Origin of the sequence: Leifsonia sp. fls2-241-R2A-40a (genome assembly GCF_030209575.1) — a bacterium.
Classification (GTDB): Bacteria; Actinomycetota; Actinomycetes; order Actinomycetales; family Microbacteriaceae; genus Leifsonia.
The window spans coordinates 1326710-1350482 of record NZ_JARVRS010000001.1 but is presented as its reverse complement, the minus strand read 5'-3'; the positions used below and the strand labels follow the sequence as shown (position 1 = coordinate 1350482).

The following is a 23773-nucleotide window of genomic DNA, read 5'->3' as shown; positions in this document are numbered from 1 at the left end:
TGAAGCAACAGAAGAAGGATCATCATGCACATCGGCCTCATCGGTCTCGGACGCATGGGCAACAACATGCGTGCCCGTCTCGAGAAGAACGGCATCGACGTCACCGGTTACGACACGAACCCCGATGTCTCGGACGTCGCGACCGTGGCCGACCTCGTCGCCGCGCTGCCGGCCCCGCGCACCGTGTGGGTCATGGTGCCCGCCGGGGAGATCACCGATTCCGTCATCCGCGAGCTCGAGCCCCTGCTCGAGAAGGGTGATCTGGTCATCGATGGTGGCAACTCCAAGTTCACCGAGGACTTCAAGCACGCCGAAATGCTGGCGCCGCGCGGCGTCGACTTCATGGATGTGGGCGTCTCCGGTGGGATCTGGGGCCTCGACAACGGCTACGGCCTGATGGTCGGCGGCTCCGCCGCCCAGGTGGAGCGGGTGCTCCCGGTGTTCGACGCTCTCCGTCCGGAGGGTCCGCGCGACGAGGGCTTCGTCCACGTCGGCGAGGTCGGCGCCGGCCACTACGCCAAGATGGTCCACAACGGCATCGAGTACGCACTGATGCAGGCCTACGCCGAGGGCTATGAGCTCCTGGACACGCGCAAGGACATCATCAAGGACGTCACCGGCACGTTCAAGGCGTGGCAGCGCGGAACGGTCGTCCGCTCCTGGCTGCTCGACCTCCTGGTGCGCGCGCTCGAGCAGGACCCGGAGTTCGAGCACATCGAGGGCTACGTGCAGGATTCGGGAGAGGGTCGCTGGACCGTCGAGGAGGCGCTGAACAACGCCGTCCCCGTTCCGACGATCAGCGCCTCGATCTTCGCGCGCTTCGTGTCCCGCCAGGAGGACTCGCCGGCCATGAAGGCCGTCGCCGCGCTGCGCAACCAGTTCGGCGGCCACGCCGTCAAGGCCGTGGACTAGAAACGCTGAGCCCGAACACTCAGTGCGTGTCACACATCTCTCTCTGACCGACTTCCGCAATTACCGCACCGCGGAGGTGCCGTTCGCGGCCGGCGCCAATCTGTTCGTCGGCCGCAACGGTCAGGGAAAGACCAACCTCGTCGAATCGCTCGGCTACCTGAGCACCCTCGGGTCGCATCGGGTGTCGAGCGATCAGGCGATGATCCGCAAGGATGCGGACGCTGCGATCGTGCGGGCGCGCATCCAGCATGACGGCCGGGAGCTCCTCGTGGAGGTGCAGCTCAACCGCAGTTCAGCGAATCGCGCGCAGGTCAATCGCGGCGCGATCAAACCGCGCGAGCTGCCGCGGTACTTCTCCAGCGTGCTGTTCGCCCCGGAGGACCTCGCACTCGTCAGGGGCGAGCCGGGGATCCGCCGTCGCTTCCTCGATCAGCTCCTCATCCAGCGCAATCCGCGCTTCTCGGCGATCATCTCCGACTACGAGCGTGTGCTGAAGCAGCGCAACACTCTGCTGAAGTCGGCTCGGGCCTCGCGCGTCCGCGAGGAGCAGCTCGGGACTCTGGAGATCTGGGATGACCGGCTCGTCCAGCTCGGTTCGGAGCTTCTCGACGCCCGGCTCGATGTGGTCGAACGACTGAGCGATCCGCTGGTGGCGGCGTACCGCTCCGTGGCCGGCGACGACCACCACCCTCGGCTGCTTCCCCAGCTGACCATCTTCGGCGCCCATGTCGACGAGGATGATGACGCTGACGCCGATGGTGTGACCGGCTCAGCCGGTGTCGCGACGGCGGAGGCCTTCCGCAAGGCACTCGCCGGCGTGCGCCGGAAGGAGCTGGATCGCGGGTTGACCCTGGTGGGTCCGCATCGTGACGATGTGCTGTTCGAACTGAACGGCCTTCCAGCCAAGGGGTACGCCAGTCATGGCGAATCGTGGTCGTTCGCGCTGGCGCTCAAGCTGGCTTCCGCCGAACTGCTGCGGCGCGAGTCGACGACGGGGGACCCTGTGCTGATCCTCGACGACGTGTTCGCCGAGCTCGACCAGGCGCGGCGACGCATGCTTGCAACTGCCGTAGGCGGTTACGAGCAGGTGCTGATCACGGCGGCGGTGCTGGACGACGTTCCTCCGGAGCTCACGGCCCACACCGTGCGCATCGATGCGGGGACCATCGTGGAGGCGACCGGTGTCTGAGGAGCGCTCGACGGAGGCGTCAGCCGTCTACCTGCGACTCAAGGCCCTGTTCGCAGGGACCGGCTCGCGAAAGAAGTGGGCGCCTCGCCGCGAAGAAGGAGCGGCTGCGAGCCAGCCGTTCGGCTCCGGCCGGGATCCGCGGGGCGTCGGAGACGTGGTCGATGCGTTGGCGGCGCAGCTCGGCTGGACCTCCGCGCTCGCGCAGTCCGACCTCCTCGAGGGATGGCGCGAACTGGCCGGCGAGGAGACCGCGAAGCATGCCATCCCGGACCAGATCACAGATGGTGTCCTCGTCGTCCGATGCGAGTCGACGGCGTGGGCGACCCAGCTCCGGATGATGCGCTCGGAGCTCCTCGCGCACATCGCCGAGCGCTTCCCCGAGGCCGGCATCGAGTCGATCCGTTTTCAGGGGCCGGACGCCCCCTCCTGGAAAAGAGGCCCCAGGTCGATTCCAGGGCGCGGTCCGCGCGATACTTACGGCTGAGCACACAAAATAGGTCGGCCCACAGCGGAAAATGCGTCAGACGGCCGTTTTCGGGCATTTCTGCGCCCGGCTCTTGGTAGACTGGAACGTCACTGTTGAGTGCGGTCAGGAGCCTAATTTCATATGACGATGGAACCGAACAGGGCCGGGGCAGAACACGACTACGGCGCGAATGAGATCCAGGTCCTCGAGGGTCTCGAAGCCGTCCGCAAGCGACCCGGAATGTACATCGGATCCACCGGTCCCCGCGGTCTGCACCATCTGGTCTACGAGATCGTCGACAACTCCGTCGACGAGGCACTGGCCGGGCACGCCGACAACATCGAGGTGACCATCCTTCCGGACGGCGCGGTGCGCGTCGATGACAACGGCCGCGGCATTCCGGTCGATGTGCATCCGGTCGAGAAGAAGTCGACCGTCGAGGTCGTCCTCACCATCCTCCACGCGGGCGGAAAGTTCGGCGGCGGCGGATACGCGGTGTCGGGCGGACTGCACGGCGTCGGCAGCTCCGTGGTGAACGCCCTGTCGTCGCGACTCGACGTCGAGGTCCACCGCCAGGGCCACGTGTGGCGTCAGAGCTACCGGAACGGTGTGCCGCAGGCTCCCCTCGAGCAGGGCGAAGTCTCCGAGCGGAGCGGCACGATCATCACGTTCTGGCCGAGCCCCGACACATTCGAGACGGTCGTCTTCGACTACGAGACGCTGCGCACGCGCTTCCAGCAGATGGCGTTCCTCAACAAAGGGCTCCGCATCGCCATCACCGACCAGCGGCCCCCGGAGATCGAGCCCGTCGAGGGCGAGGTGGACGACGACGAGATCAACCCGCCGCGCCATGACGTCTTCCTGTACGAGCGCGGGCTGATGGACTACGTCTTCTACCTGAACTCCGCCAAGAAGGCGGAGGTCGTGCACGACGAGATCATCTCGTTCGAGTCGGAGGACACCGACCGCAAGATCGCGCTCGAGGTCGCGATGCAGTGGACGACGAGCTACAACGAGAGCGTCTTCACGTACGCGAACACCATCAACACGCACGAGGGCGGCACGCACGAGGAGGGCTTCCGCGCTGCGCTCACGACGCTCGTCAACAAGTACGCGCGTGAGAAGGGCATCCTCAAGGAGAAGGACGACAACCTCTCCGGCGACGACGTGCGCGAGGGTCTGACCGCGGTCATCTCCGTGAAGCTCTCCGAGCCGCAGTTCGAGGGCCAGACGAAGACGAAGCTCGGCAACACCGAGGCGAAGGCCTTCGTGCAGAAGGTCGTCGGCGACCAGCTCGGCGACTGGTTCGACCGCAACCCGAACCAGGCCAGGGACATCATCCGCAAGGCTCTCCAGGCCGCGACCGCACGCATCGCCGCCCGCAAGGCGCGCGAGACCGCGCGGCGCAAGGGTCTGCTGGAGAGCGGCGGGATGCCCGGCAAGCTGAAGGACTGCCAGTCCAAGGACCCGACGGTCTCCGAGATCTTCCTCGTCGAGGGCGACTCGGCCGGCGGCTCCGCCGTGCAGGGCCGGAACCCCGAGACGCAGGCGATCCTGCCTCTCCGCGGCAAGATCCTGAACGTGGAGAAGGCACGCCTCGACCGCGCACTGGCGAACAACGAGGTGCAGGCGATGATCACGGCGTTCGGCGCCGGCATCGGCGAGGACTTCAACCCGGAGAAGGCGCGGTACCACAAGATCGTGCTCATGGCCGACGCCGACGTCGACGGCCAGCACATCACTACGCTGCTGCTCACCCTGCTGTTCCGCTACATGCGGCCGCTCATCGAGCTGGGCTATGTGTACCTGGCGCAGCCGCCGCTGTACCGCCTCAAGTGGTCGAACTCGGAGCACGAGTACGTCTACTCCGACCGCGAGCGCGACGCGCTGCTCGCCGAGGGGCTCGCTTCGGGCAAGCGCATCCCCAAGGAGAACGGCGTCCAGCGTTACAAGGGTCTGGGCGAGATGGACTACCAAGAGCTGTGGGACACCACGATGAACCCGGAGTCGCGGACCCTGCTGCAGGTGACGCTCGACGACGCCGCGGCAGCCGACGAGATCTTCGCCACGCTGATGGGCGAAGACGTCGAGTCGCGCCGCTCGTTCATCCAGAAGAACGCCAAGGACGTGCGGTTCCTCGACATCTGACGCTCACGCGCCAGCTGACGAGAGAATCCGCGAGGGAGAGAAGACTGTGACGGACGACGACAACACGGGCCAGGACTTCGGCATCCACGGCAGGATCGACCAGGTCGACCTGCAGTCGGAGATGCAGCGGTCGTACCTCGACTACGCGATGAGCGTGATCATCGGGCGCGCGCTGCCCGAGGTGCGAGACGGGCTGAAGCCGGTTCACCGCCGGGTCATCTACACGATGTTCGACGGGGGATACCGACCGGACAAGGCGTTCTCGAAGTGCACCCGCGTCATCGGCGACGTGATGGGTCAGTTCCACCCCCACGGCGACGCGCCGATCTACGACGCGCTCGTCCGGCTCGTGCAGCCGTGGAGCCTGCGGTATCCGCTGGCGCTCGGCCAGGGCAACTTCGGCTCCCCGGGCAATGACGGGGCTGCCGCGCCGCGATACACCGAGACGAAGATGGCGCCGCTCGCGCTGGAGATGGTCCGCGACATCGACGAGGAGACCGTCGATTTCCAGGACAACTACGACGGTCGCACCCGCGAGCCGATCGTGCTCCCCAGCCGTTTCCCGAACCTGCTGGTGAACGGCTCGGTCGGTATCGCGGTCGGCATGGCCACGAACATCCCGCCGCACAACCTCCGTGAGGTCGCGGCAGGCGCCCTCTGGTACCTGGAGAACCCGGATGCGCCGCGCGAGGAGCTCCTCGAGGAGCTCATCAAGCGGATCAAGGGCCCGGACTTCCCGACCGGCGCGCAGATCCTCGGCGTCAAGGGCATCCACGACGCGTACCGGACGGGTCGTGGTTCGATCACGATGCGTGCGGTCGTGAACATCGAGGAGATCCAGGGCCGCGTCTGCCTGGTCGTCACCGAGCTGCCGTACCAGGTCAACCCGGACAACCTGGCGATCAAGATCGCCGACCTCGTGAAGGACGGACGCATCGGCGGCATCGCCGACATCCGCGACGAGACCTCGGGCCGTACCGGCCAGCGCCTGGTGATCGTGCTGAAGCGCGACGCGGTGGCCAAAGTCGTGCTCAACAACCTGTACAAGCACACTCAGCTGCAGGAGAACTTCGGCGCGAACATGCTGGCGATCGTCGACAACGTGCCGCGCACGCTGTCGCTCGACGGCTTCATCGTCGCCTGGGTCGACCACCAGGTCGAGGTCATCGTCCGCCGCACCCGCTTCCGCCTGCGGAAGGCCGAGGAGCGTGCGCACATCCTGCGCGGATACCTCAAGGCGCTCGACGCGCTCGACGAAGTCATCGCGTTGATCCGCCGCTCCGCCACCGTGGACGACGCGCGCGAGGGTCTGAAGGGGCTGCTCGACGTCGACGAGATCCAGGCGGACGCCATCCTCACGATGCAGCTCCGCCGTCTCGCGGCCCTCGAGCGGCAGAAGATCATCGAGGAGCACGACCGGATCGAGCAGGAGATCGCCGAGTACAACGCGATCCTCGCCGACCCGACGCGCCAGCGCACGATCATCAGCGAGGAGCTCGCGGAGATCGTCGATCGGTTCGGAGACGACCGCCGCACCGAGATCATGTTCGGCTACGACGGCGACATGAGCGTCGAAGACCTCATCCCCGAAGAGGAGATGGTGGTCACCGTCACGCGCGGCGGCTACATCAAGCGGACCCGGAGCGACAACTACCGCAGCCAGCACCGCGGCGGCAAGGGAGTGAAGGGCGCGCAGCTCCGTGGAGAGGACGTCGTCGACCACTTCTTCGTGACCACGACCCACCACTGGCTCCTCTTCTTCACCAACCAGGGACGCGTCTACCGCGCGAAGGCGTACGAGGTGCAGGAGGCCGGCCGCGACGCGAAGGGCCAGCACGTCGCGAACCTGCTCGCGCTGCAGCCGGGTGAGGAGATCGCAGAGATCCTCGACATCCGCGACTACGAAGCCGCGAAGTACCTCGTGCTCGCGACGCGCGACGGTCTCATCAAGAAGACCGCGCTCGTCGAGTACGACACCAATCGCAGCGGCGGCATCATCGCGATCAAGCTGCGCGAGGGCGACGAGCTGGTCTCCGCGCTGTTGGTCGAGGAGGACTCGGACCTGCTGCTGGTCTCCCGCAAGGGCATGTCCATCCGCTTCACCGCATCGGATGAGGCGCTGCGTCCCATGGGGCGGTCCACTTCGGGTGTGATCGGAATGCACTTCCGTGGCGAGGACCGACTGCTCGACGCCTCCGTCGTCTCGGACGAGGGATACGTGTTCGTGGTCACCGAAGGCGGGTACGCGAAGCGCACAGCTGCGGACCAGTACCGCCTGCAGAATCGCGGCGGCCTGGGCATCAAGGTGGCCAAGCTGAACGACGATCGGGGCGACCTGGTGGGCGCGCTCATCGTCGGCGAAGACGACGAGGTCCTTGTGGTTCTTGCCAGCGGCAAGGTGGTACGCTCTGCCGTGGCCGAGGTACCTGCCAAGGGCCGTGACACCATGGGTGTCGTCTTTGCACGTTTCGCCGAGTCCGACAAGATCATCGCACTCGCGAAGAACACCGAACGTGACCTCGAATCCTCCAGTCTCGCGGAGGAAGACGAGTCCGTCGGGAAGGAAGAAACCGTAGATGAGCAGTAGCGTCGCCGAAAAGCTGGCCAAGAAGTCGTCGCGCCGTCCCGCATCCGCCAAGCAGGTGCGGCTGAAGCTGGTGTACATCGACTTCTGGTCGACCGTGAAGCTGTCGTTCCTGGCGGGTATCTGCCTGGCGATCATCGCGATCGTGGGCACGTTCCTGATCTGGACGGTGCTCGACCGTACGGGCATCTTCGACCAGGTGAACAGCCTGTTCAAGGACATCTCGGGTGCCGGCGGCAGCGACCTCCGTTCCATCCTGGGCCTCGGCCAGGTGATGGGATTCTCTCTGATCGTCGCGATCCTCGACATCGTCGTGGTGACCGCGCTGGGTGCCGTCTTCGCCCTCCTGTACAACCTCTCCGTGAAGATCACAGGCGGTCTGCTGGTCGGTTTCACCAACAACTGACCGATTTCGCAATGCCTGGGCAGATCGGGTAGTCTCGTATCTGCCCATTCGGGGATATAGCTCAGGCGGTTAGAGCGCTTCGCTGATAACGAAGAGGTCCGAGGTTCAAGTCCTCGTATCCCCACCACTGTGTTCTTTTCAGAACACGGCTCTCGGGGCCTTAGCTCAGTTGGTAGAGCGCCTGCTTTGCAAGCAGGATGTCAGGAGTTCGAATCTCCTAGGCTCCACCCTTTTCTTCAGCCGGCGGAACGATCGCCCGCGTCGGGAACGGGCTCGAGTACGAGACGCTGGTCGTCACGCTCCCCAGGGTTCCGACCCGGCCGCTGACCTGCTCCAGGTGGCGCATCGACGTCGCCACGACCTTGAGGATGAAGCAGTCGTCGCCGGTCACATGGTGCGCCTCGACCACCTCAGGGATGTCGGCGAGAAGGTCGTGCAGCGGCTTGTACTGACTGCTGGGATACCGCAGGCGGAGGTACGCGAGGATCCCGTAGCCCAGCCGCTCGGGGTCGACGACCGCGCGGTAGCCCGAGATCACCCCGGCCTCCTCCAGTCGCCGGACCCGATCCGCGACGGCGCTGTTCGACATGTGGACCGTGCGCGCCAGTTCGGCGATCGACTGCCTGCCGTCCCGCTGCAGCTCCGCGAGGAGCGTCCTGTCGGTGTTGTCGGCGATGAACGGGAAAGTGACGGCCATGGCGCGATTCTTCCACGAGAATCGCGGTGGCGCTGCGGCAATGCCGTCGATTGCCACTTCAGTCGCGCCTCGTCATTTCCTAGTCTCGAGGCATGACCACAGACACCGCAGAAGCAGTCCGGCACTTCGCAGCGAAGCTGCGATTCGAGACCGATCCCTCCGACGTGAAGGCCGCGATAGATGCGGGGGAGCGGTTCGTGCTGGTCGACAGCCGCGGTCCGGCCGCGTGGCGACAGGGACGCGTGGCAGGAGCCGTCCACCTCCCGACCGCGGAGATCGCAGAACGCGCATCCAGCATCGTTCCCGTCGGCGTGCCGGTCGTCGTCTACTGCTGGGGCCCTGGATGCAACGGGTCGACCCGTGCGGCCCTCGCGTTCAGTCTTCTCGGCTACGAGGTAAGCGAGATGATCGGCGGATTCGAGTACTGGGCTCGGGAGGGTCTGCCGGTGGTCGATGACGAGGGCCTCGTCGAGCGGGCGCCGGATCCGCTGACGGCGCCTGTCGCCGCGATCGACTGCGCCTGCTGAGGAACGCTACTTCAGAAGCCGCGACAGGACGCGGTCGGCGAGTGGCTTCCCGCCGGTCTGGCAGGTGGGGCAATACTGGAACGTCGAGTCGTGGAAGATGACCTGACGGATCGTGTCGCCGCAGACGGGACACGGCTGCCCGGTCCGGCCGTGCACCCGGAGGTTGGACTTCTTCTCGCTCTTCAGTTCGGACGCCGCCAGGCCGTCGGCGCGCGCCAACGCCTCGCGCAGCGTCCACTGCATGGCGTCGTAGAGGCGTGCGACGTCGTCCGCCGCCATGTTCGCGGGCTTGTAGGGAGACATCTTCGCGACGTGCAGAATCTCGTCGGAGTAGGCGTTGCCGATGCCGGCGATGAGTGACTGGTTGCGCAGCACGCCCTTGATCTGGGCTCGCCCCTGGGCGGCCAGGATCTCGGCGAACGCCTCTTCCGTGAAGGCGGCATCGAGAGGGTCCGGGCCCAGACGCGTGATCCCCGGCACGTCGGCCGGGTCATGCACGACGTAGATGGCCAGACTCTTCTTCGTCCCCGCCTCCGTGATGTCGAGCCCGGCACCGTCATCCAGGATCAATCGCGCCGCGAGCGGGCCCTTCCCGAGGCGGCCGGTGGGCGGGGGCGGCGGCTTGTCGCGCCAGCGGATCCACCCCGCGCGGGCCAAGTGGATCACGATGTGGAGGTCGTCGGCCGCGATGTCGAGGAACTTGCCGTGGCGGGTGACTCCGGCGATCGTCGACTGCCGCAGATCGTCGACCGGCGGGTCGAACGTCTTCAGAGCCGAGAACGCGACCACACTGAGCCGGTCGATGACGCGCCCCTTCAGCCGACCGTCCAGGTCGGCGGCGAGAGCGGTGACTTCCGGCAGTTCGGGCATCACCCCATAGTCTGCTCCCGACCCCCGACATTCGCGACGGTCCTCGGCATTATGGTGAAGCGGTGGACATCAGAGTCGCCGCATACGGCGTCATCACGGACGGCTATCGCATCCTGCTCGCTCACTGGAACGAGAACGGGCGCTCCGGATGGACGCTGCCCGGCGGCGGGATCGATCCCGGCGAGGATCCCGCCGATGCGGTGGTCCGAGAGATCGCCGAGGAGACCGGCTATCGGGCTCAAGCGGGAGAGCTGCTGGGAATCGACTCGAAGGTCATTCCGGCCGAGCATCGCTTCGTACCCGATGCCGGACCGCTGCACGCGTTGCGGATCGTCTACCGAGCGAGCCTGCTCGGTGGATCACTGACCAACGAGGTCGACGGCTCGACCGATGAGGCGGCCTGGTTCCCGCTCTCCGACATCCCGAAGCGACACGTCGAACTGGTCGACATCGCGCTCCGGATGGCGCGGCTGGGCTAGACGGTCGCGCTGCGCTGCTGCTCGCCCGGGATGATGATCCACATCACCAGGTAGGCGATGAACTGCGGACCCGGGAGCAGGCACGACAGCAGGAACAGCGCGCGGACGGTCCACGGCTGCAGGCCGAACCGATGGGCGAGACCGGCGCAGACTCCACCGAGAATGCGGCCATCACGAGGACGTACGAGAGTGTTCATGCACACCAGCGTCGCAGTCCTCGGATGACCGCACCATCGGGGTAACCCCCGAATAGACCCTGAGGGCTACTGCAGGGGGTCGGTGGTCGAGGTGGTGGGCGTCGTGGGCGTGGCCGGCTCCTCGTCGGCCACCCACAGCTCGTCGTCGGCGCGGAAGGTCTGCCAGACGGCGTAGAGCAGTCCGACTGCCGCGATGATCCCGAGACCGATGGCGATGACGCCACCCGCGCCCGGTCCTGACCGCTGCGTGGCCACCTTCGGCTTCTTGGTCAGCTGCTGGCCGGCCTTCTTGAAGTCTCCGGCGAAGGCGGACGAACGGGCCGCCCGCGCGTGATCGACGACCGAGAGCGCCGTTCCGACCACGGTACCGACCGCGGGGATGACGTCGCTGACCACGCGCTCGCGCGCCTGCCCCGCATAACGACCGGCGGTCGACTTCGCCGTCTGCGCGGCGGGCCGGACGTACTGCTCGTAGCCGTCCCGGACGCGGGGCGCGAGCTCCTCCCGGGTGTAGTAGGAAGCCTGCTTGCGGGCCTCAGCAGCCAGCGCGTTGGCATTCGCCAGCACCTCCTGCTGCTGCGTCCACAGGTCCTCGGCTCCACTGCGCAGTCGCTTGAGCTCCTTCTGGCGCTTGCGTGTCAGGCTCATCTGTTCCTCCGTTGCATCGGGGTGACGACGACTCCATCTTGCCACCGAAAGGGCTGGGGATGGCCCGAGAGCTCTCGAGGCCACCCAAGTCCTCTATACGCGCTGTGCAAGAATTGGTGCCATGTCTAAGCACACCGCTGTCGCCACGCTCCACACTAACTACGGAGACATCAAGGTCAACCTCTACGGCAACCACGCGCCGAAGACGGTCAGGAACTTCGTCGGGCTGGCGACGGGCGAGATCGAGTGGACGCACCCCGCCACCGGCGAGAAGACGAACGCTCCTCTTTATAATGGTGTGGTCTTCCACCGCATCATCCCGGGCTTCATGATCCAGGGCGGCGACCCGCTCGGCCAGGGCGTCGGCGGTCCCGGGTACCAGTTCGATGACGAGATCAGCCCCGAGCTCGACTTCACGCAGCCGTACATCCTCGCGATGGCCAACGCGGGCATCCAGGGCGGCCGCGGGACCAATGGCTCGCAGTTCTTCATCACGGTCGCGCCGACCACCTGGCTCCAGGGCAAGCACACGATCTTCGGCGAGGTCGCCGACGACGCGTCGCGCAAGATCGTCGACAAGCTCGCCGAGCTGCCGACCGACGCTCGCGACCGGCCGCTGGACGACGTCGTGATCGAGTCCATCGACATCGAGCAGGTCTGAGAGAGGACGGGCGAGCAGCAGGCATGACTCAGCCCGTCGATCCGCGCGCGAACTACTGTTACCGGCATCCTGACCGGGAGAGCTATGTGGTCTGCCAGCGGTGCGGCCGCACGATCTGCGGCGAATGCCAGACTCCTGCGGCCGTCGGTGTGATCTGTCCGGAGTGCATGGCGCAGCAGCGCGCGACGCATCCCCGCACCAAGCCCGCGTGGGTCACGCGACTCACGGGATCCGGCGCACCCGTCGTCACCTACGCGATCATCGCCGTCTGCGTGGTCGTCTTCATCCTGCAGAACGTCGGGCCGTTGCTCGGCGTGCCGGTCACTCCGTCACTCGTGTATGCGGGCGCCTACTCGTATCCCGCGTCGGTCTCCGGGGCCTTCGAACCCTGGCGGATGTTCACGAGCGTGTTCGCGCACGCCAACATCCTGCACCTCGCGCTGAACATGTACACGCTGTGGGTCTTCGGGATGGCACTGGAACCGCTGCTGGGTCGCGCCCGTTACCTGGCGCTGTTCCTGATCAGCGGATTCGCCGGCTCCCTCGGCGTCCTGCTGCTCGGATCGCCGGTGCAGCCCGTGCTGGGAGCCTCAGGCGCGATCTTCGGCCTGTTCGGTGCGTTCTTCATCATCCAGCGCAGGCTGGGCGGGAATGCGACGCAGATGCTGGTGCTCTTGGCGATCAACCTCGGGATCGGTTTCCTGCCCGGCTTCAACATCGCCTGGCAGGCGCACGTCGGCGGCCTGGTCGGAGGCTTGCTCGTCGGCCTCATCTACGTCGAGACGCGGCAGCCGCAGCGCCGGCGCTGGCAGCTGCCCCTGCTCATCGCGCTGTGCGTCCTGTTCGTCCTGGTGAGCCTCATCCACTTCTTCGTGTAGTTCCACACCGCGTGGATAAGTTATCCACAGGCTTATTAACACTGTGGGGAATTACACGCCTGTAACTCTCCACAGGCTTATTAACACTTGGGAAATCAGCGCAGAACGCACGGCAACTGTTCACAGGGCCCCTGTGGAGAACTGTGGAAAACACGAAACCCGGGCCAGCTGGTGCGGGCCCGGGTTCGGAAAGTGCGTGCGGTGAGCGGCTAGCGCCACCGAGTGGTCATCAGGAAGCCGATGAAGGCGATGCCGAAGCCCACCAGGATGTTCCAGGCGCCCAGAGCGGGGATCGGGTACTGGTTCTGGCTGACGTAGAAGACGATGATCCAGATCAGGCCGAGCAGCATGAAGCCGAACATGACCGGCTTGAACCAGACCGGGTTCGGCGCCTCTTCTCCCGATGCGGCCGTGATGCGCTCTGCGCGGACCGGTCGCTCGGGTTTCGTCTTCGACTTGCTGCGTGCCATAGCACCACAGTGTAGCGGGGAAGGTGCCGAGCTTCCTGATGCCCCCGAACGGGGGAGGGCCCTGTGGACAGCCGGATCGATTCCCAGCGGGCGTCTCTAGAATCTGTCCCATGACCACCCGGGGCACGCACGACCGACGGCCGCATCGCGGCGTCTCGGTGGTGGACGTGATCGGGGAGCTGCTGATCACGGCCGGCGTGCTGGTCCTGTTGTTCCTGGGCTGGCAGATCTGGTGGAACAACCTGGTCACCGCCGGGCAGCAGACGACGGCAGCGGCGCAGCAGAGCCAGAAGTGGATCGACGATGCTCTGAAAGCGCCCAAACCGGCGCCCAGCACGACGACCGCTCAGGTCGATCCACCGGTCATCGCCACGCCCGCGCCCTATCAGTCGTTCGCCGTGATCTACGTGCCACGACTCGGCGCCGACTGGAAGCGCACCATCCGGCAGACGGTCGACGTCGAGCGCGTCCTCAACAGCTACACGGCGGGCGTGGGCCACTACATCGACACCCAGCTGCCCGGCCAGGTGGGCAACTTCGCCGTGGCGGGCCACGACTCGGGATGGGGAAACACCTTCATCGACCTGTCGAAACTCCGCATCGGCGACCGCATCTACGTGCAGACGCAGGACGGCTGGTACACCTACACCTTCCGCAACTTCGAGTACGTGCAACCATCGGCGGTGCAGGTCCTTCTCCCGGTGCCGCGTCAACCGCAGGCGACCCCGACCGAACGCCTCATGACCATCACGACCTGCAATCCGCCGTTCCATGCGGGTGAGCGGCTGATCGCGTACAACGTGTTCCAGGCGTTCGCGCCGCCGCAGGACGTGCCGAGCGAGATCGCCGCCGCGGTCGGGCAGGGAGGCTGACGGTGTACGGAGCTCTCTGGAGGGTGCTGCCGGGACCCTGGTGGGTGCGGGTGCTGCTCCTTCTCGTCCTGGTCGCCGTAGTGCTGTTCGCGCTCGTGACCTGGGTGTTCCCCTGGGTGGATTCGCTCCTGGGACCGCAGGAAGGTACCGTGGGGCCGTGACTCGCGTCCTCGTCATCGACAATTACGACAGCTTCGTTTACACGCTGAACGGCTACTTGCGCGAGCTCGGCGCAGAGACCGAGGTCGTGCGCAACGACGACGTCACCGCAGCCGACCTTCCCGCGAAGCTCGCGGAGTACGACGCCGTGCTCGTGTCTCCCGGGCCCGGCAAGCCGGCCGATGCGGGCGTGTCGATCCCCGTCGTCGAGGAGGCTCTCCGGACCGGGCAGCCGCTCCTCGGCGTCTGCCTCGGTCATCAGGCCATCGCGGAGGCCTTCGGCGGTGTCGTGACCAACGCGGAAGAACTGATGCACGGCAAGACGTCGCAGGTCACGCACGACGGCAGCGTGCTCTTCGACGGCGTCGCACAGCCGTTCACAGCGACCCGCTACCACTCGCTCGCGGTGGTCGACGGCACTCTGCCCCAGGACCTCGACGTGACGGCACGCACGGCGGGCGGCGTCATCATGGCGCTGCAGCACCGCGAGGCGCCCATCTACGGCGTGCAGTTCCACCCCGAGTCCGTGCTGACCGAGGGCGGCTACCGGATGCTCGGCAACTGGCTCGAGGTCGCAGGCCTGCCGGGAGCGGGCGAAGCCGCCCGCGCTCTGAACCCGCTGGTCAAGCTGGGCTGATCCGTCGGGCCCGCCCGGTCGCTCAGCCCGAGCAGTAGGTCAGATCGACCGTCGACCCCTGAGGGACATCGCCCGGCGCCACCGACTGGGTGTGTACCATGGTCGCGCCCTTGTCCTGGGGGCAGGTGGGGTCGGGCTTCGGGTTGCCGGTCAGCCCCAGCTGGGACAGGATTCCCGTCGCCGCTTGGATGGTCTGCCCCGTGAGGTCGGTGAGAGTCACCTTGCCGCTGGAGACGTGGAGTCCGATGGCATCGCCCTCATGCGCGGACGTGTTCGCGCCCGGGTCGGTGGAGATGACCACGTTCGCCGGAACGCTCGGAGAGTTCTCGGAGGTGGTCGGACCCACGGTGAGACCGGCCTGCTGCAGCGCTTGGGTCGCCGCATCCACGGTCTGGTTGTGGACGTCGGGGACCGAGACGGTCTTCTTGCCGGTGGAGACGTAGAGCGTGATCGTGTCGCCCGTGGCGACGACGATGCCGGCGCCGGGGTCGGTGCGGATCACCTGACCTTCGGCATAGGTGGGGCTGGACTCGGTCGTCTGCACCCACTTCAGCTTCATGTCGTCGAGCTGCGTGGTCGCCTTCTCGAGGACCTGCCCCGAGAGGTTGGGTACCTTGCGCGACGAGTCGGGCATGGTGGTGCTGGGCGCGAGGCGGAGCACCCACGCCAGCACGGCGACGATCACGACGGCCATGATGGCGATGCCCGCCCAGATCCAGATCACCGGTGGGCGGCGCTGCGTGCGCGTCATGGTCTGGTCTTCGGCCAGCTGGCGGAACGCCGCCTCCGGTCCGGAGACCGCGCTGGGCGGAGCGCCGAAGAGCGTCTCGGCGAACTCGTCCTCGTGCTTGCGCTTGGGGACACGGCCCGCCGCGGCCTGCTCGAGGTCCGCACGGAACTCGGCGACGGTCTGGTAACGCTCGAAGCGGTCCTTCGTCATCGCCCGGGCGACCACGACATCCATCGCCGGCGAGACCTTCGGGTTGACGGTGCTCGGCGCGACGGCCGTCTCGCTGACGTGCTGGTAGGCGATCGCGACCGGGGTGTCGCCGCGGAACGGCGGGCGTCCCGTCAGCATCTCGAAGAGGACGACACCGGTCGAGTAGAGGTCGGTACGGGCGTCGACGGACTCGCCCTTCGCCTGCTCGGGCGAGAAGTAGCTGGCGGTGCCGAGCACCGCGGTGGTCTGTGCGACCGTCGCCGAGGAGTCGCTGATCGCACGGGCGATCCCGAAGTCCATCACCTTGACCTGGCCGGCCTTGGTGATCATCACGTTGCCCGGCTTGATGTCGCGGTGCACGACGCCCGCGCGGTGCGAGTACTCGAGAGCCGTCAGGATGCCCTCGGTGATGCGGACGGCCTCGGGAACCTCGAGAGGGCCCTTCTTGATGAGGTCCTTCAGGAGGACGCCGTCGACGAGCTCCATGACGATGAAGGGCAGCTGCGCCTCGTGCCCGTTCGGCTCGCGCACCGTCTCTTCGCCGGCGTCGAAGACGCGGACGATCGTGGGGTGGGTCATGCGGGCGGCGGCCTGCGCCTCCTGGCGGAAACGGGTGCGGAACGCGGGGTCGGTGGCCAGCGACGGCTTCAAAAGCTTGATGGCCACCGTGCGGCCCAGACGGGTGTCCGTGCCGCGGTGAACGTCGGACATGCCGCCGCGACCGATGAGTTCGCCCACCTGATATCGGCCTGCGAGCAGGCGGCTATCTGGGCTCAATGCGGACTCCTTCTGGGTGCTGACTCCGGCTAGTGTAGCGGGGCGTTTCTGGTATCTCCCCGAGCACGTCCCCTGGACTCAGCCGTTGCCCTTGCCGCCGTTGCCGGGCGCCGGGGTCGACGTCGAGGACACGACCTCGTACGGGGCGGCGGGGGACTGGCCGGACTCCACGGACTCACCGCAGAAGATCGTGTAGGTCAGCTGATACGTGCCGGCGGCGCTGGGCGACCAGACCATCTTGGTGTCGTTCACCGGGGTCTGCGGCTGTCCATTGACGTACAGGCGGCGACCGACGAGGTTCTGACCGGCCGGGCACGTCGCGGAACCGAAGCTGACGCTGATCTGGGAGTTCGGCGTCCCCTGACCGGAAGCCGGCGTAGCGGAGACGGTGTCCGTGGGCGTCGGGATCGGCGCGACCGGACCGTAGACCTTGACCGTGATCGTCGAGCCCTTGGGGACGGGACCGGTCGGGTTGACGGAGTAGACCTTGTTGGCCTGGTCAGCGGTCGTCGCGGCGTTTCCCTGGGAGACGTCGGCCACCATCCCGACCTGCTGGAGCTTGTCGCGAGCCTGGTCGGCGGTGAGCCCCAGGTAGTCGCTCTCGGTGATCTGCACGGTGTTGCTCGTCGGCGTCGGTGACGGCGTCGGGCTGGCAGACGGGGACGACTGGGTCTGGGTGACCGACGGAGTCGGTGTGGGTGCTGCCTTGGGCTGCGCGACCAGCGTGATGATCGTGCCGATAAGCACGAGCGCGAGCAGGGCGATAAGGGCGATGAGCGGCCACGTCCAGCGGCTGCGCTTGCGCTCCTCCACCGGCTCGACGGCCTCGTCGGCGACGACGGGGGCGACGGCCGTGGCGGGAAGCACGGTGGTCGCCTGGGTCGGGGCCGCGGCAGGGGACTGCATCAGGACGGTGGACGCGTCGGTCGCTGCCGCACCACCGAGGATCGCGGGCACGGCCGCGGCCGCGGCACGGATGTCGCCACGGCGCAGCGCCTGGGCAGCCCGAGCCAGGTGGGCAGCGGAGGCCGGACGGTCGGCCGGGTTCTTGGCGATGCACGCGAACACGAGGTTGCGCACCGGCTCGGCGACCGTGGCCGGCAGCTCGGGCGGAGCCTCGTTGATCTGCGCCATGGCGATCGCGACCTGCGACTCGCCCGTGAACGGGCGACGGCCGGCCAGGCACTCGTACGCGACGATGCCGAGGGAGTAGATGTCGGTGGTCGGCGAAGCCGGGTGGCCCGAGGCCTGCTCCGGGGACAGGTACTGGACCGTGCCCATGACCTGGCCGGTCGCGGTCAGCGGCACCTGGTCGGCGATACGTGCGATGCCGAAGTCGGTGATCTTGACGCGGCCGTCCGGCGTGATGAGCAGGTTGCCCGGCTTGATGTCGCGGTGCACGAGACCGGCGGCGTGCGCGGCGTGCAGCGCGGCGGCGGTCTGGGCGACGATGTCGAGCGTCCGGTCGGTGCTGAGGACGTGCTCCCGCTCCAGGATGGTGGACAGGGCCTCACCGGGCACCAGCTCCATCACCAGGTAGGCGCTGCCATCCTCTTCGCCGTAGTCGTAGACGTTCGCGATGCCTTCGTGGTTCACGAGAGCGGCGTGGCGGGCCTCGGCACGGAAGCGCTCGAGGAAGCCGGGGTCGCCGAGGTACTCGTCCTTCAGGATCTTGATGGCGACGGTGCGGCCGATGACGAGGTCAGTGGCCTGCCACACCTCGCCCATCCCGCCGATCGCGATCCGCGACTGCAGCTCGTAACGTCCCCCGAAGGTGAGCCCTGCTGTGGGTCTCATTTATTCAGCACCGCCTCTAGTACTTTCCTCGCGATCGGAGCGGCGATGGAGTTACCCGAGCCGCTCTGACCCTGTCCACCGCCATTTTCGACAACTACAGCCACAGCGAACTCCGGGTCGTTCGCCGGCGCGAAACCGGTGAACCACAGCGTGTAGGGATCGCCCTCCCCGTTCTGCGCCGTGCCCGTCTTACCGCCGACCTGAACCCCACCTATTCTTGCATTGCTCGCAACGCCGTGATCGACGCCGTCGACCATCATCTGCTTGACGGTGTCGGCGTTGGCCTGGCTCAGCGGCCGCGAGAATTCCTTGGCCTGGAAGCTCTCCACGGTCTGCAGATCCGCGGACCGGATCGAGTCGACCAGGTTCGGGGCCATGAGCGTGCCGCCATTCGCGATCGCGGACGACACCATCGCCATCTGCAGCGGGGTCGCGCGGTCGTCCATCTGCCCGAACGACCCGAGCGCGCGCTCTGCGGCGTCGGTGTAGAGGGGGTAGACGCTCTTCTCGACCGGGGTCGGGATGCTCAGCGACTGGTTGAATCCGAACTTGTCGGCCTGGTCCTTGATCACCTGCGGCTTCAACTGCATCCCGAGCTCGGCGAACGGGATGTTGCACGACAGGATCTGCGCGGTCGCGATGGACACGGTCGCACCGGGGCCGCAGGTCGTCAGGGAGTCGTTCTTCACGACGGTTCCGGAGCCCGGCAGCGGGAGCGATGCCGGGTTGGGGAGCTGGCTGTCCTTCGTGTACTGCCCGGTCCCGAAGGCGGAGGCGCTCATCACCGGCTTGAACGTCGACCCGGGCGGGTTGAGGTTGCCGCCGATGGTGCGGTTGACGAGCGGGTCACCCGGAGCGGCGAGCAGCTGGTCGTAGGTCGCGTTGACGGCCTTGCCGTCGTGCCCGGCGAGCGAGTTGGGGTCGTAGGACGGCTTCGAGACCATCGCCAGGATCTTCCCGGTCTTGGGCTGCAGGAGGACGACCGCCCCCTGGTAGTCGCCGAGCGCATCCCACGCCGCCTGCTGCGCGACCGGATCGATCGTCGTCTCGACGGTGGCGCCCTGCGGGCTCTTGCCGGTGAGGATGGCGTTGATGCGGTCGAAGAACTGGGAGTTCGCCGACCCGCTGAGCTTGGCGTTGAGCGCGCCCTCGAGGCCGGTCGGTTCGCCGTTGATCGGGAAGAACCCGGTGACCGCCGAGTAGAGCGGGCCGTTGCTGTAGACGCGCTGCCACTTGTAGACGTCGTTCGACGGGACGGACTGAGCGACCGGCTGTCCTCCGACGAGGATCGCGCCGCGCTGCGCCTGGTAGCTGTCGTTCAGCGCGCGGGTGTTGCGGGCGTCCGCGCCGAGCGCGTCCGCCTGGAAGACCTGAAGGATCGTGGTGGACACCAGCAGGGCCACGAACATGGCGAGCACGATCAGGCTCACCCGTTTGATCTCGCGATTCATCTCAGCTCACCACCAGACGGGGTTGGTTTCGGACGGTGTCCGACAGCCGCAGCAGCAGCGCCACGATGATCCAGTTGGCGACGAGCGACGACCCGCCTGCCGCCAGGAACGGGGTGGTGAGGCCCGTGAGCGGGATGACGCGGGTGACGCCGCCGATGACGATGAAGCACTGCAGGGCGACGGTGAACGACAGGCCGACCGCGAGCAGCTTGCCGAAGTCGTCCTGACCGGCGAAGCCGATGCGGAGGCCGCGGGCGACGAACACGATGTAGAGCGCGAACACGGCGAAGAGGCCCGCGAGGCCGAGCTCCTCTCCGAGACTGGCGATGATGTAGTCGCTCTGCGAAACCGGCGTGATCCACGGCTGGCCCTGGCCGAGTCCCGTGCCGATCAGCCCGCCGTGCGCGAGGCCGAACAGGCCTTGGACCAGCTGGAAGCTGCCGCCCTGCGCGTCGTAGACGCTCTGCGAGAACGGGCTCAGCCAGTTCGCGAAACGGTCGTGCACGTACGGGAGCACCTGGCTCGCCACCACGGCGCCGCCGACGATCAGCAGGAGGCCGAGGATGACCCAGCTGATCCGCGAGGTGGCGACGTACAGCATGACGAGGAAGAGACCGAAGATCAGCAGACCGGTGCCGAGGTCGCGCTGGAAGACGATGACCGCCATGGACATCAGCCAGACGATGAGGATGGGGCCGAGGTCGCGCGCGCGCGGGAACCGCATCCCGAGGAACTTCTTGCCGACCATCGAGAGCGAGTCGCGCGCCTGCACCAGATAGCCGGCGAAGAAGATCGCGAGGCAGAGTTTCGCGATCTCGCCCGGCTGGAAGCTGAACGGGCCGATCCCGATCCACACCCGAGCGCCGTAGATCTCCTTGCCGATGCCGGGCAGCATAGGCAGCAGCAGGAGGACCAGCGCGGCGAAGCCGAAGAGATAGGTGTAGCGCTGCAGGATGCGGTGGTTGCGGATGAGCACCACGACCAGGATCGCGCAGATGATCGCGATGGCGCTCCAGACGATCTGCTTGACGCCGGCGCTGTCCCAGCCGGCGTCCTTGTAGTGGATGTCGATGCGGTAGATCTCGGCGATGCCGATGCCGGTCAGCACCGTTGCGATCGGGAGCAGGAACGGATCCGCCTGCGGCGCGACGAAGCGCAGGGCGATGTGCATGCCCACGACGAGTGCGGACAGGCCGGCGCCGAGGTAGACCAGTGTGAGGTCGACGTGACCCTCCGCGCCGAGCTGCACGAGCACGACGGCCGACGCGTTGATGGCGCACGCGATCACCAGCAGGAAGAGCTCCAGATTGCGCAGCTTGGCGGGCAGGCGCAACCTTTTCACCGGCCCGGTGGTGTTCCGGACCGGCTTGGCCTGCGCGCGCGCGGCGGTTCTACTGTCCGCCGACGTCACTCAACTGCTCCACGATCGTCTGGGCCGCCTGAAGGTTGTCGGCGTTGATGGTCTGCTCCACCTGCTGCTTGTCGTAGGCGGGGAGGTCGTCCACCTTCACTCCCGACTCCTCGTACAGGTGCGACAGGCTGATCGGTCCGACTCCCTGCTGGACGCCCTGGTAGATGGCGACGTTGCCGCTGGGCGACATTCCGACGTAGAACCGGGACTGGGTCCACTGGTAGCCGAAGAAGATGGCGAGCACGATCCCGACCACCAGCAGGATGAGGCCGATCATCCAGGTGAGGCGCCGGCGCCGGACGCGGCGGGCATCCTCCTCGATCAGCTCGTCGAGGTAGTCCTCCGACTGCGGCTCGAAGTGGGTGGGACCGGTGGCCGGGCGGATCGGGTGCAACCGCAGTCCGGGAAGCCGCGCCGCACGGGTGGTGGGCTTGGGCTCCGAGCCGAACTGCAGGGGCGACGCCGCGGATCCGACGGTGATCGGATCCTTCAGCACGTCGCCGCGAGCGGTGTCCGCGATGTCGACGATGACGACGGTGACGTTGTCCGGTGCCCCGGCGTCGAGACTGTGCTTGAGGAGCCGGTCGGCGACCTGCTTCGGACCGTCCTTGGATGCGAGCGCCGCCACCAGATCGTCGTGCTTCACCACACCGCTGAGGCCGTCCGAGCAGATCAACCAGCGGTCGCCGGGGCGCGTGTCCAGTGTCCAGGTGTCGATCTCGGGGGACGCATCCACATCACCGAGAACGCGCATCAGCACCGAGCGGCGGGGGTGGACCATCGCCTCCTCCTCGGTGATGCGCCCGCTGTCGACGAGGCGCTGCACGAAGGTGTGGTCGGTGGTGACCTGCTTGACCTCGCCGTCCCGGTACAGATAGATGCGGGAGTCGCCGATGTGCGCGAACGCGAACTGGTCACCGACGCGGGCCATCGCACTGACCGTTGTGCCCATTCCGGTCAGCTCGGGGTGCTCGAACACCGTCTCGGCCAGTAGGGAGTTCGCCGCGATGAGCGCGGACTGCAGGGCGAACTCGGCCTCAGCGGCGGACTCGTAGGGACGGTCGGCCTCCCGGATGCGGGTGACCGCGATCGCGGACGCGACGTCGCCGCCGGCGTGGCCGCCCATCCCGTCGGCCACGACGAAGAGGTCGCGCCCCGCGTAGCCGGAGTCCTGGTTGTTGGAGCGGATCTTCCCGACGTGGGAGACGGCCGCCGCCTTGTTCGCCGCCACCGCTTACCGCCGCAGCTCGAACGTCGTCGTACCGATCTTGATCGGCGTGTCGAGCGGAACCTGGGTCGGGACGGTGACGCGACGGCCGTCGAGGAACGTGCCGTTCGTGGAGTCGAGATCCTGGATCATCCACTCGTCGTTCCAGAGGAGCAGGCGGGCATGGTGGGTGGAGGTGTAATCGTCGCGGATGACGAGGTTGGACTCGCCGGAGCGGCCGATGGTGATCGGGTCGCGGCCGAGGGGGAGCTCCGTCCCGGCCCGCGGTCCGGAGGTGATGACCAGGCGCCGGGCGCTCTGCACGCTCGCGTTCGTGTGACCGCCCGCGCGGTTGGCGCCCGAAGGGAGGCTGGACACGGGAGCGGGCTTCATCACCGGCTCGGTCGGGCCGGCCGGCGCGACACCGACACCGGCGCGGGCCGGTGCAGGGGCTGGGGCGGGTGCGCTCGCCGCAGCGCCGCCGGGGAAGGGGGATGCGGCCGCCTGCGATTCGGGAAGCTTGCGCACGCGTTGGCCGAACAGGTCGGTGCGGAGCGCGTAGACGATGCCGAAGACGAACAGCCAGAGAAGAAGGAGGAAGCCGAACCGCAGCACCAGCAGCGTCAGCTCGCTGGGGTTCACGAAGGACTCCAGAAGTTGCCGGCGTCGTGGCGGCGAGTGGCGTCATCCACCCGACCGAGGGGTGCGGAGGGAGCGGCCTGGGGGAGGACCCGGAAGACGATGCGCGTCCGCCCCAGCGTGACGACGGACTCCGGCTCGAGGATCGCCTTCCGCAGCGGCTGACCGTCGATCTTCGACCCGTTCGTGGAGCCGAGGTCCTCGACCTGTGCGCGGTGACCGTCCCACGTGATCATGACGTGGCGGCGCGAGATGCTGGTGTCGTCGACGGTGATGTCGGCGTCCGCACCGCGACCGACGACGGTGCGGGAGTGGGTGAGCGGGTAGTGCGTTCCGTTGATGTCGAGAACCGGGGTCCAGGCGACGTCGCCCTTCACGTTCTCGGACTCGACCTCCAGCATCCCGACGGACAGCTCGGCGCTCTCCTCCAGATCGATCGAGATGCCGCCGGCGAACTGGTAGTGCTGCGCGGCGGCGTGCTTCTGGACGAAGTCGATGAGCTCGTCGGTGAGTGCCGCACCCATGGAGCGCATGCGCGTGTAGTCGGCGGTCGCCATGCGGAGGACGAAGCGGTTCGGGGCGAGCACGCGGTCGCGCGCGACAACCGCCGCCTTGGTGTCGAGCTCCTTCCGGAGCGCGCTCGTGAGCTCGACCGGCTGCAGCCCGGAACGGAAGGTCTTCGCGAACGCGCCGTTGACGGCACGCTCGAGCCCCCGCTCGAAGTTGTCCAGAATGCCCACAGTCTCCCGCT

General features: G+C 67.2%; 25 protein-coding genes and 2 tRNA genes. 15 read left to right on the top strand and 12 right to left on the bottom strand.

Translation table 11 applies throughout. The features are described 5' to 3' along the window. Positions 1–24 precede the first annotated feature (24 nt). The 8 genes from gnd (at position 25) to QRN40_RS06760 (ending at position 7932) form a co-directional block, all read left to right on the top strand. Positions 25–912 (top strand): phosphogluconate dehydrogenase (NAD(+)-dependent, decarboxylating), encoded by an 888-nt coding sequence (gene gnd / locus QRN40_RS06795; protein WP_285114779.1) that lies wholly within the window; start codon positions 25–27, stop codon positions 910–912. A 22-nt stretch (positions 913–934) separates the two neighbouring features. Next, the gene (gene recF / locus QRN40_RS06790; RefSeq protein ID WP_285114778.1) at positions 935–2101 is read left to right on the top strand and encodes a DNA replication/repair protein RecF; all 1167 of its coding nucleotides are present in this window, start codon (positions 935–937) and stop codon (positions 2099–2101) included. Further along, positions 2094–2585, top strand: coding sequence for a DciA family protein (locus QRN40_RS06785; RefSeq protein WP_285114777.1), 492 nt, complete (start codon positions 2094–2096; stop codon positions 2583–2585). The genes recF and QRN40_RS06785 overlap by 8 nt, the downstream gene beginning before the upstream one ends. Positions 2586–2708: 123 nt before the next feature. Next, complete coding sequence (gyrB, locus tag QRN40_RS06780) at positions 2709–4715, top strand: DNA topoisomerase (ATP-hydrolyzing) subunit B (protein WP_285114776.1); 2007 nt, start codon at positions 2709–2711, stop codon at positions 4713–4715. Positions 4716–4761: 46 nt separating this feature from the next. Beyond that, the gene (gene gyrA / locus QRN40_RS06775) at positions 4762–7302 is read left to right on the top strand and encodes a DNA gyrase subunit A (protein ID WP_285114775.1); all 2541 of its coding nucleotides are present in this window, start codon (positions 4762–4764) and stop codon (positions 7300–7302) included. Then, the gene (locus QRN40_RS06770) at positions 7292–7705 is read left to right on the top strand and encodes a DUF3566 domain-containing protein (protein WP_018189039.1); all 414 of its coding nucleotides are present in this window, start codon (positions 7292–7294) and stop codon (positions 7703–7705) included. The genes gyrA and QRN40_RS06770 overlap by 11 nt, the downstream gene beginning before the upstream one ends. A 50-nt stretch (positions 7706–7755) precedes the next feature. Beyond that, positions 7756–7832, top strand: a tRNA-Ile gene (locus tag QRN40_RS06765). A 27-nt stretch (positions 7833–7859) separates the two neighbouring features. After that, positions 7860–7932 (top strand) — tRNA-Ala (locus tag QRN40_RS06760). On the opposite strand, the gene QRN40_RS06755 is transcribed toward QRN40_RS06760, so the two are convergent. Then, positions 7923–8402 (bottom strand): Lrp/AsnC family transcriptional regulator, encoded by a 480-nt coding sequence (locus QRN40_RS06755; RefSeq protein WP_285114771.1) that lies wholly within the window; start codon positions 8400–8402, stop codon positions 7923–7925. The two genes, QRN40_RS06760 and QRN40_RS06755, sit on opposite strands and share 10 nt — an antisense overlap. Positions 8403–8494: 92 nt before the next feature. Between QRN40_RS06755 and QRN40_RS06750 the strand changes: the two genes are divergently transcribed. Next, on the top strand, positions 8495–8929 hold the full coding sequence (locus QRN40_RS06750) for a rhodanese-like domain-containing protein (RefSeq protein WP_285114770.1): 435 nt from the start codon (positions 8495–8497) through the stop codon (positions 8927–8929). A gap of 6 nt (positions 8930–8935) precedes the next feature. On the opposite strand, the gene QRN40_RS06745 is transcribed toward QRN40_RS06750, so the two are convergent. Continuing rightward, positions 8936–9799, bottom strand: coding sequence for an Fpg/Nei family DNA glycosylase (locus QRN40_RS06745; RefSeq protein ID WP_285114769.1), 864 nt, complete (start codon positions 9797–9799; stop codon positions 8936–8938). A gap of 62 nt (positions 9800–9861) precedes the next feature. Here QRN40_RS06745 and QRN40_RS06740 point away from each other — a divergent pair, with 62 nt between their 5' ends. After that, positions 9862–10278 (top strand): NUDIX hydrolase, encoded by a 417-nt coding sequence (locus QRN40_RS06740; protein WP_285114767.1) that lies wholly within the window; start codon positions 9862–9864, stop codon positions 10276–10278. Here the strand turns inward: QRN40_RS06740 and QRN40_RS06735 are convergent. Further along, on the bottom strand, positions 10275–10475 hold the full coding sequence (locus tag QRN40_RS06735) for a PspC domain-containing protein (protein WP_285114766.1): 201 nt from the start codon (positions 10473–10475) through the stop codon (positions 10275–10277). The genes QRN40_RS06740 and QRN40_RS06735 overlap by 4 nt on opposite strands. 66 nt (positions 10476–10541) lie before the next feature. After that, positions 10542–11123: a hypothetical protein gene (locus QRN40_RS06730; protein ID WP_285114765.1), complete on the bottom strand. Its 582-nt coding sequence runs from the start codon at positions 11121–11123 to the stop codon at positions 10542–10544. Between the two features lie 121 nt (positions 11124–11244). Here QRN40_RS06730 and QRN40_RS06725 point away from each other — a divergent pair, with 121 nt between their 5' ends. Together QRN40_RS06725 and QRN40_RS06720 are read left to right on the top strand one after the other, a co-directional pair. Then, positions 11245–11784, top strand: a complete 540-nt coding sequence (locus QRN40_RS06725; RefSeq protein WP_285114763.1) for a peptidylprolyl isomerase — start codon at positions 11245–11247, stop codon at positions 11782–11784. 23 nt (positions 11785–11807) lie between these two features. Next, a complete protein-coding gene (locus QRN40_RS06720; protein WP_285114761.1) occupies positions 11808–12662 on the top strand; it encodes a rhomboid family intramembrane serine protease in 855 nt (284 codons plus the stop codon). Positions 12663–12871: 209 nt separating this feature from the next. On the opposite strand, the gene QRN40_RS06715 is transcribed toward QRN40_RS06720, so the two are convergent. Then, complete coding sequence (locus QRN40_RS06715; protein ID WP_285114759.1) at positions 12872–13132, bottom strand: cell division protein CrgA; 261 nt, start codon at positions 13130–13132, stop codon at positions 12872–12874. Positions 13133–13242: 110 nt separating this feature from the next. Between QRN40_RS06715 and QRN40_RS06710 the strand changes: the two genes are divergently transcribed. The 3 genes from QRN40_RS06710 to QRN40_RS06700 are packed head-to-tail and all read left to right on the top strand — an operon-like array spanning position 13243 to position 14800. Further along, positions 13243–14004 (top strand): class E sortase, encoded by a 762-nt coding sequence (locus QRN40_RS06710; RefSeq protein WP_285114758.1) that lies wholly within the window; start codon positions 13243–13245, stop codon positions 14002–14004. 2 nt (positions 14005–14006) lie between these two features. Continuing rightward, the gene (locus QRN40_RS06705; protein WP_285114757.1) at positions 14007–14165 is read left to right on the top strand and encodes a hypothetical protein; all 159 of its coding nucleotides are present in this window, start codon (positions 14007–14009) and stop codon (positions 14163–14165) included. Next, positions 14162–14800 (top strand): anthranilate synthase component II, encoded by a 639-nt coding sequence (locus QRN40_RS06700; protein WP_285114756.1) that lies wholly within the window; start codon positions 14162–14164, stop codon positions 14798–14800. The genes QRN40_RS06705 and QRN40_RS06700 overlap by 4 nt, the downstream gene beginning before the upstream one ends. Positions 14801–14822: 22 nt before the next feature. Here the strand turns inward: QRN40_RS06700 and pknB are convergent, their stop codons facing one another. From pknB to QRN40_RS06665, 7 genes are all read right to left on the bottom strand, one after another. Further along, positions 14823–16517 (bottom strand): Stk1 family PASTA domain-containing Ser/Thr kinase, encoded by a 1695-nt coding sequence (gene pknB / locus QRN40_RS06695; protein ID WP_285114755.1) that lies wholly within the window; start codon positions 16515–16517, stop codon positions 14823–14825. 78 nt (positions 16518–16595) lie between these two features. Continuing rightward, complete coding sequence (locus tag QRN40_RS06690) at positions 16596–18314, bottom strand: serine/threonine-protein kinase (RefSeq protein WP_285114753.1); 1719 nt, start codon at positions 18312–18314, stop codon at positions 16596–16598. Next, the gene (locus QRN40_RS06685) at positions 18311–19765 is read right to left on the bottom strand and encodes a peptidoglycan D,D-transpeptidase FtsI family protein (RefSeq protein ID WP_285114752.1); all 1455 of its coding nucleotides are present in this window, start codon (positions 19763–19765) and stop codon (positions 18311–18313) included. Before QRN40_RS06685 ends, QRN40_RS06690 begins: the two co-directional genes overlap by 4 nt. Position 19766: 1 nt before the next feature. Then, positions 19767–21176, bottom strand: a complete 1410-nt coding sequence (locus QRN40_RS06680) for an FtsW/RodA/SpoVE family cell cycle protein (protein ID WP_502878901.1) — start codon at positions 21174–21176, stop codon at positions 19767–19769. Beyond that, a complete protein-coding gene (locus QRN40_RS06675) occupies positions 21157–22407 on the bottom strand; it encodes a PP2C family protein-serine/threonine phosphatase (protein ID WP_285114751.1) in 1251 nt (416 codons plus the stop codon). The genes QRN40_RS06680 and QRN40_RS06675 overlap by 20 nt, the downstream gene beginning before the upstream one ends. A 3-nt stretch (positions 22408–22410) precedes the next feature. After that, positions 22411–23025, bottom strand: coding sequence for an FHA domain-containing protein FhaB/FipA (locus QRN40_RS06670; protein WP_285114750.1), 615 nt, complete (start codon positions 23023–23025; stop codon positions 22411–22413). Beyond that, positions 23022–23762 (bottom strand): FHA domain-containing protein, encoded by a 741-nt coding sequence (locus QRN40_RS06665; protein WP_285114749.1) that lies wholly within the window; start codon positions 23760–23762, stop codon positions 23022–23024. Before QRN40_RS06665 ends, QRN40_RS06670 begins: the two co-directional genes overlap by 4 nt. Positions 23763–23773: the final 11 nt, after the last annotated feature.

Coding starts and splice junctions, on each gene's coding strand:
- gnd (WP_285114779.1), top strand. CDS start 25: ATGCACATCGGCCTCATCGGTCTCGGACGCATGGGCAACAACATGCGT.
- gyrB (WP_285114776.1), top strand. CDS start 2,709: ATGACGATGGAACCGAACAGGGCCGGGGCAGAACACGACTACGGCGCG.
- QRN40_RS06770 (WP_018189039.1), top strand. CDS start 7,292: ATGAGCAGTAGCGTCGCCGAAAAGCTGGCCAAGAAGTCGTCGCGCCGT.
- QRN40_RS06755 (WP_285114771.1), bottom strand. CDS start 8,402: ATGGCCGTCACTTTCCCGTTCATCGCCGACAACACCGACAGGACGCTC.
- QRN40_RS06750 (WP_285114770.1), top strand. CDS start 8,495: ATGACCACAGACACCGCAGAAGCAGTCCGGCACTTCGCAGCGAAGCTG.
- QRN40_RS06745 (WP_285114769.1), bottom strand. CDS start 9,799: ATGCCCGAACTGCCGGAAGTCACCGCTCTCGCCGCCGACCTGGACGGT.
- QRN40_RS06735 (WP_285114766.1), bottom strand. CDS start 10,475: ATGAACACTCTCGTACGTCCTCGTGATGGCCGCATTCTCGGTGGAGTC.
- QRN40_RS06730 (WP_285114765.1), bottom strand. CDS start 11,123: ATGAGCCTGACACGCAAGCGCCAGAAGGAGCTCAAGCGACTGCGCAGT.
- QRN40_RS06725 (WP_285114763.1), top strand. CDS start 11,245: ATGTCTAAGCACACCGCTGTCGCCACGCTCCACACTAACTACGGAGAC.
- QRN40_RS06720 (WP_285114761.1), top strand. CDS start 11,808: ATGACTCAGCCCGTCGATCCGCGCGCGAACTACTGTTACCGGCATCCT.
- QRN40_RS06715 (WP_285114759.1), bottom strand. CDS start 13,132: ATGGCACGCAGCAAGTCGAAGACGAAACCCGAGCGACCGGTCCGCGCA.
- QRN40_RS06710 (WP_285114758.1), top strand. CDS start 13,243: ATGACCACCCGGGGCACGCACGACCGACGGCCGCATCGCGGCGTCTCG.
- QRN40_RS06690 (WP_285114753.1), bottom strand. CDS start 18,314: ATGAGACCCACAGCAGGGCTCACCTTCGGGGGACGTTACGAGCTGCAG.
- QRN40_RS06685 (WP_285114752.1), bottom strand. CDS start 19,765: ATGAATCGCGAGATCAAACGGGTGAGCCTGATCGTGCTCGCCATGTTC.